At 74.4% G+C, this 6,243-nt stretch carries 6 protein-coding genes; 3 read left to right on the plus strand and 3 right to left on the minus strand.

What is annotated here, in order from left to right:
- Positions 1 to 5 precede the first annotated feature (5 nt).
- A complete protein-coding gene (locus SNE206_RS21670) occupies positions 6 to 413 on the plus strand; it encodes a VOC family protein (RefSeq protein WP_407915116.1) in 408 nt (135 codons plus the stop codon).
- Between the two features lie 83 nt (positions 414 to 496).
- Here SNE206_RS21670 and SNE206_RS21675 read toward each other — a convergent pair whose 3' ends face one another.
- On the minus strand, positions 497 to 907 hold the full coding sequence (locus SNE206_RS21675; RefSeq protein ID WP_407915117.1) for a Fur family transcriptional regulator: 411 nt from the start codon (positions 905 to 907) through the stop codon (positions 497 to 499).
- 423 nt (positions 908 to 1,330) lie between these two features.
- On the opposite strand from SNE206_RS21675, the gene katG reads away from it, so the two are divergent.
- The gene (gene katG / locus SNE206_RS21680; protein ID WP_407915118.1) at positions 1,331 to 3,562 is read left to right on the plus strand and encodes a catalase/peroxidase HPI; all 2,232 of its coding nucleotides are present in this window, start codon (positions 1,331 to 1,333) and stop codon (positions 3,560 to 3,562) included.
- Between the two features lie 119 nt (positions 3,563 to 3,681).
- Here the strand turns inward: katG and SNE206_RS21685 are convergent, their stop codons facing one another.
- Positions 3,682 to 4,278, minus strand: coding sequence for a YdeI/OmpD-associated family protein (locus SNE206_RS21685; RefSeq protein ID WP_407915127.1), 597 nt, complete (start codon positions 4,276 to 4,278; stop codon positions 3,682 to 3,684).
- 73 nt (positions 4,279 to 4,351) lie between these two features.
- Complete coding sequence (locus tag SNE206_RS21690; RefSeq protein ID WP_407915119.1) at positions 4,352 to 5,074, minus strand: serine aminopeptidase domain-containing protein; 723 nt, start codon at positions 5,072 to 5,074, stop codon at positions 4,352 to 4,354.
- Positions 5,075 to 5,231: 157 nt separating this feature from the next.
- On the opposite strand from SNE206_RS21690, the gene SNE206_RS21695 reads away from it, so the two are divergent.
- Positions 5,232 to 6,098, plus strand: coding sequence for an S-methyl-5'-thioadenosine phosphorylase (locus SNE206_RS21695; protein WP_407915120.1), 867 nt, complete (start codon positions 5,232 to 5,234; stop codon positions 6,096 to 6,098).
- Positions 6,099 to 6,243: the final 145 nt, after the last annotated feature.

The following is a 6,243-nucleotide window of genomic DNA, read 5'->3' on the forward strand; positions in this document are numbered from 1 at the left end:
CTCCCATGGACATCGCTCTTCAGTACTGCAACATCACCGTCAACGACGTCGACGACTCGCTCGCCTTCTACCGCGACGCGCTCGGCCTGGAGGTCCGCAACGACGTGGCCTCGGGCGAGTACCGCTGGGTCACCCTCGGCAGTGCGGTCCAGCCGGGCCTGGAGATCGTGATCTCCGAGCCGCACGCCGGCCGGTCGCAGGCCGACGGCGACGCCCTCCAGGCGCTGCTGACCAAGGGGGTCCTGCCGACGATGGTCTTCCGTACGGACGACCTCGACGGCACCTTCGAGAAGGTCCGGGCCTCCGGCGCCGAGGTGCTCCAGGAGCCGATCGACCAGGCCTGGGGGCCTCGGGACTGCGCGTTCCGCGACCCCTCGGGCAACATGGTCCGGATCTCGCAGGCGGCGAAGTAGCACCGGCCGCGGCTCTCTTCCGTTCCTCCGTGCGGGGCGGGTGCGTTCCGGGGCTCCGTGCGCGGCCGTCCGGGCGTCGGGGGCTAGGCGCAGGACGGACAGAGCCCGCGGTAGGTGACCTCGACGTTCGCCACCGTGAACCCGAACCGCTCCTCCGGGGGGAGGTCGGCCAGCGGGTCGCCGGTCGGGTGGACGTCGCGGATGGTGCCGCAGCGGGAGCACACCAGGTGCTGGTGCGGGTGGTGCGCGTTGGGGTCGTAGCGCTTGGCGCGGCCGTCGGTGGAGACCTCTATGACCTCGCCGAGGGAGACCAGCTCGCCGAGCGTGTTGTAGACGGTCGCCCGGGAGATCTCGGGCAGCCGCCGGGCCGCTCGGGCGTGCACCTCGTCGGCGGTGAAGTGCACGTGGTCGCCGTCGAGGACCTCCGCAACGACACGCCGCTGGGAGGTCATCCGCCAGCCGCGTCCGCGCAGTCGCTCCAGCAGGTCACTCATATCGGTTCACCTATTCAGGCTGATGGGGGATGTCCGGACTTTACCAGCGGTTTTCTCGATCCGACCTGCTACGGGGCTGATGCGCTTCTTGACTTGGACTCTGTCCATTGTAGGATCGGTTCCAGTGATGGCAAGGGGCAGAAGAGCCCGGTACGGCAGGAGTGGGTGACGTGACGGCCACCGCGGGGAAACCGGGCGGGCCGTCGGCCCGGCCCGTGCCGCGTGCCGTGCCGCCGTCCGTGTCGGCCGCGCCGCCCGCGGATCCCCTGCCCGACCGTCCCCGACAGTCACGGCCACAGTCACGGCCGTGGCCGCGGCTCCCGGACGGGCGGGGTCGAGGCCGCCGGTCCGGTCGGCTTCCCCCGCTCGTCCACCGCCCGCAGATTTTCAGTACCGTCGTCCGCCAGGTCCGGAGGGATTCCCATGTCTGACAACCATGACGCAATCGTCGTCGACGCGAAGACGGAGGGCGGGGGTGGCTGCCCGGTCGCGCACGGACGTGCCTCGCACCCGACCCAGGGCGGCGGGAACCGCCAGTGGTGGCCGGAGCGGCTCAACCTGAAGATCCTGGCCAAGAACCCCGCCGTGGCCAACCCCCTCGGCGAGGAGTTCGACTACGCCGAGGCGTTCCTCGGCCTCGACCTGCCGGCCGTGAAGCAGGACATCGCCGAGGTGCTGACGACCTCGCAGGACTGGTGGCCGGCCGACTTCGGGCACTACGGCCCGTTCATGGTCCGGATGGCCTGGCACAGCGCCGGCACCTACCGGATCAGCGACGGCCGTGGCGGCGCCGGCGCGGGCCAGCAGCGCTTCGCCCCCCTCAACAGCTGGCCGGACAACGGCAACCTCGACAAGGCCCGCCGCCTGCTCTGGCCGGTGAAGAAGAAGTACGGCCGGAACATCTCCTGGGCCGACCTCATGATCCTCGCCGGCAACGTCGCCCTGGAGTCGATGGGCTTCGAGACCTTCGGCTTCGGCGGCGGCCGCGCGGACGTGTGGGAGCCCGACGAGGACGTCTACTGGGGCCCCGAGACCACCTGGCTCGACGACCGGCGCTACACCGGCGACCGCGAGCTGGAGGAGCCCCTCGGCGCCGTCCAGATGGGCCTCATCTACGTCAACCCCGAGGGCCCCAACGGCAACCCGGACCCGATCTCCGCGGCCCGCGACATCCGTGAGACGTTCCGCCGGATGGCGATGAACGACGAGGAGACCGTCGCCCTGATCGCCGGCGGCCACACCTTCGGCAAGACCCACGGCGCGGGCCCCGCGGAGAGCGTCGGTGCCGACCCGGAGGCCGCGCCGATCGAGCAGCAGGGCTTCGGCTGGGCCAGCTCCTTCGGCACCGGCAAGGGCGGCGACACGATCACCAGCGGCCTTGAGGGCATCTGGACGAACACCCCGACCACCTGGGACAACACCTTCTTCGACATCCTCTTCGGCTACGAGTGGGAGCTGTTCAGGAGCCCCGCGGGCGCCCACCAGTGGCGGCCGAAGGACGGCGCAGGCGCCGGCACCGTGCCCGACGCCCACGACGCGTCGAAGAGCCACGCCCCGACCATGCTCACGACCGACCTCTCGCTCCGGTTCGACCCGGCCTACGAGCAGATCTCGCGGCGCTTCCACGAGGACCAGGCCGCGTTCGCGGACGCCTTCGCCCGCGCCTGGTTCAAGCTGACGCACCGTGACATGGGCCCGGTCGTGCGCTACCTCGGCCCGGAGGTCCCGTCCGAGACCCTGCTCTGGCAGGACCCGCTGCCCGAGGTCACGCACGCGCTCGTCGGCGCCGCCGACGTCGCCGCCCTCAAGGAGCAGGTGCTCGCCTCGGGCCTGTCGGTCTCCGACCTCGTCTCCACCGCGTGGGCGTCGGCCTCGTCCTTCCGCGGCAGCGACAAGCGCGGCGGCGCCAACGGCGCGCGCATCCGCCTCCAGCCGCAGAGCGGGTGGGCGGCCAACGACCCCGACCGGCTCGCCACGGTGCTGAGCACCCTGGAGGGCATCCAGGAGTCCTTCAACACCGCCCACGCCGGCGGCGTGCAGGTCTCGCTCGCCGACCTGATCGTGCTCGCCGGTGCCGCGGCGGTGGAGAAGGCCGCGAAGGACGGCGGCTCCGTCGTCGAGGTCCCGTTCACGCCGGGCCGCGTCGACGCCTCGCAGGAGCAGACCGACGTGGAGTCGTTCGCCGCGCTGGAGCCGACCGCGGACGGGTTCCGCAACTACCTCGGGAAGGGCAGCCGGCTGCCGGCCGAGTACCTGCTGATCGACCGGGCGAACCTGCTGAACCTGAGCGCCCCCGAACTGACGGTGCTCGTCGGCGGCCTCCGGGTCCTCGGCGCGAACCACCAGCAGTCCTCGCTCGGCGTCCTCACCGAGACCCCCGGCGTGCTGTCCAACGACTTCTTCGTCAACCTGCTCGACCTGGGCACGGTGTGGACGGCGACGTCCGGCGACGCGAACACCTTCGAGGCCCGCGACGCCGCCACCGGCGAGGTCCGGTGGACCGGCACCCGCGCCGACCTGGTGTTCGGCTCGAACTCCGAGCTGCGCGCGGTCGCCGAGGTCTACGCGAGCGACGACGCGAAGGAGAAGTTCGTGCAGGACTTCGTCGCGGCGTGGGCCAAGGTGGCGGACCTGGACCGGTTCGACCTCGTCTGATCACGGCGTCCGGTGATCACGACGTCCGGGCCGGCCCCCGCCGGCCGGCCCGGACGTCCGCGGCCCTCCCGGCCCGTCCGCCTCCGGCGCGGCGCCGGGAGGGCCGTCGCCGTGCGGGCCTACGGGTGGATCGTCCGGCCCTCGGCGAGCATGGCCACGTACGTCGCGATCCGGCGGGCCCGGGTCTCCGGCCGCTTCGCCTCCTGCACGCGGTACAGGATCGCGTAGCGGTTCTGCCGGTCGATCGTGGCGAAGGCCGCCGCCGCGGCGGGCTCGGCCTGCAGCGCCGCGGCGAGGTCGTCCGGCACCGCGGCCGTCCGCGCGCTGTCGTACGCGGCCTCCCACCGGCCGTCCGCCCGGGCGCGCTCCACCTCGGCGAGCCCGGCGGGCCGCATCCGGCCCTGCTCGATCAGGGCCAGCGCCTTGTCCCGGTTGATCCGGGACCACCGGCTCCGCGCGGAGCGCGGGGTGAAGCGCTGCAGCCACCACCCGTCCTCCTCGGACCGGGCCTTCTGCCCGTCGATCCAGCCGTGGCACAGGGCCACGTCGAGCGCCTGCGCGTAGTCGAGGGAGACCACCCCGGGGGTCTTCCGGCGGAGCTTCAGCCAGATGCCCGGCGAGGCGGCGTGATGCCCGCCGAGCCACGCGTCGAAGTCGGCCGCCGATGCGAAAGCGATGATGTCCAGCTCCTGAGCCACGCCGGCAGTCAACCACAGCCCGCCGACAGCGGCGGCCGCCCCGCCGGACGCCCGGTGACGGCGGGTCGGCCCGGGCCCCGGGCGGGGGCGTTCAGAGGGGGAGCCGCAGGCCCTCGGCGTCCGGCCCGTCGAGCGCGAGCGCCGCGGACACGTCGTGCGGCAGGCCGCGCAGGCCCAGCAGCCCCGCGGTGAGCGCGGCCGTCGCGCGGTGCCACGCGGCGGCGCGCCGCAGCATCGCGTGGCCGCTCCCGGCGACGAGGTACCCGGCGGTGCGGGCGCCCGCCGACCTGGCCAGTGCGGCGAAGCGGACGGTGTCGTCCGGGGCGGTCACCCGGTCGCCGTCGCCGTGCAGCACCAGCACCCGGCGGCCGGCGAGGTGGGCGTACGGTTCGCCGCCGGGGCACCAGGGGGCCAGCGCCACCACGCCCGCCACGCACGGGTGCCCGCCCGCGGCCAGCGCGGCCCGGCCGCCCATCGAGTGGCCGACCAGCACGGTCGGCACCGGACCGAGCTCCTCGGCGAGCTCCTGCAGCGCGGCGGCCGCGTCGCGGGCGGCGTCCGCCCGGTCGCCGTTCCAGCCGCGGCAGCGGTACCGGACCACGCCCACGGCGACCTCGTGTCCGGCGGTGACCCGTTCCACGGCCCGGGCGAACGGCCGCATCCGCAGGCCGGGCAGGTTCAGCGGGCCCGGGCCGCGCAGACCGTGCTCCTGGCCGCCGTGCAGCACCAGCACCGCCGCACCCGCCGTCGCGGGCCGCTCGCGCCACACCAGCGCGCGGTGGCCGGCCGGCCGCAGCACCGCCTGTGCCTCCATCGCCGTCACTCCTGTCCGTCGGGGCTGTCACTGTACGCGGCGACGTCCGCGGACCGTAAGCGCGCACGGACGGTACACCCGGCCGCCGCTCTCGTAGGGTGGCGACGGCGCACCGGCCTTCAGGACGCCGCACCGCACGAAACCCCTAGGAGAGGCCATGCCTGACGCCCCCTCGACGCCCCGCACCGCCGGCGCCCCGCCGCGGGCCGAGATCGGCGTGATCGGCGGCTCCGGCCTGTACGCGCTGCTCGACGACGTCACCGAACTCACCGTGGAGACGCCGTACGGGCCGCCCAGCGACTCCGTCTTCCTCGGCGAGGTCGCCGGGCGCAGCGTCGCCTTCCTCCCGAGACACGGCCGCGGCCACACGCTGCCGCCGCACCGCATCAACTACCGGGCCAACCTGTGGGCGCTGCACGCGCTGGGGGTGCGGCAGGTGCTCGGCCCGTGCGCGGTGGGCGGGCTGCGGGCCGAGTACGGGCCGGGCACCCTGCTGGTGCCGGACCAGTTCGTCGACCGCACCGCGGGCCGGGTGCAGACCTACTACGACGGGCTGCCGCTGCCCGACGGCTCCGTGCCCGAGGTCGTGCACGTCTCGATGGCCGACCCGTACTGCCCGGACGGCCGGGCGGCGGCGCTGGGCGCGGCCCGCGACCACGCGTGGGAGCCCGTCGACGGCGGCACGCTGGTGGTGGTGGAGGGGCCGCGGTTCTCGACCCGCGCGGAGTCGCGGTGGTTCACGGCGAACGGCTGGTCGGTGGTCGGCATGACGGGGCATCCGGAGGCCGTCCTCGCGCGCGAACTCGGCGTCTGCTACACCTCGCTGGCGCTGGTGACGGACCTCGACGCCGGGGTGGAGACCGGTGAGGGCGTGACCCACGCCGAGGTGCTGGAGGTGTTCGGGCGCAACGTCGAACGGCTGCGCACCGTGCTGTTCAAGGCGCTGGAGAGCCTGCCTGCCACCCGCGACTGCGTGTGCGCGCACGCCCTCGACGGCCTGGAGACCGGGCTGCACGGCGTCTGAACCACCCCGGACGGCCGTCCCGGCAGCCGTCGTGACGGTGGGTACGGCAGCCGGGTACGGCGGTGGGGGGGGGCCCGGGGGGGGGGGGGCGGCCCCCCCCCCGCCCCCGCGGGCCCCCCCCCCCGTGGGGGCGGGGGCCCCCCCC

The sequence above is a fragment of the Kitasatospora sp. NE20-6 genome (genome assembly GCF_045862635.1).

Bases quoted from the DNA above. Each gene is read 5' to 3' on its own strand.
- SNE206_RS21670 (WP_407915116.1), top strand. From the start codon at position 6: ATGGACATCGCTCTTCAGTACTGCAACATCACCGTCAACGACGTCGAC.
- SNE206_RS21675 (WP_407915117.1), bottom strand. From the start codon at position 907: ATGAGTGACCTGCTGGAGCGACTGCGCGGACGCGGCTGGCGGATGACC.
- katG (WP_407915118.1), top strand. From the start codon at position 1,331: ATGTCTGACAACCATGACGCAATCGTCGTCGACGCGAAGACGGAGGGC.
- SNE206_RS21690 (WP_407915119.1), bottom strand. From the start codon at position 5,074: ATGGAGGCACAGGCGGTGCTGCGGCCGGCCGGCCACCGCGCGCTGGTG.
- SNE206_RS21695 (WP_407915120.1), top strand. From the start codon at position 5,232: ATGCCTGACGCCCCCTCGACGCCCCGCACCGCCGGCGCCCCGCCGCGG.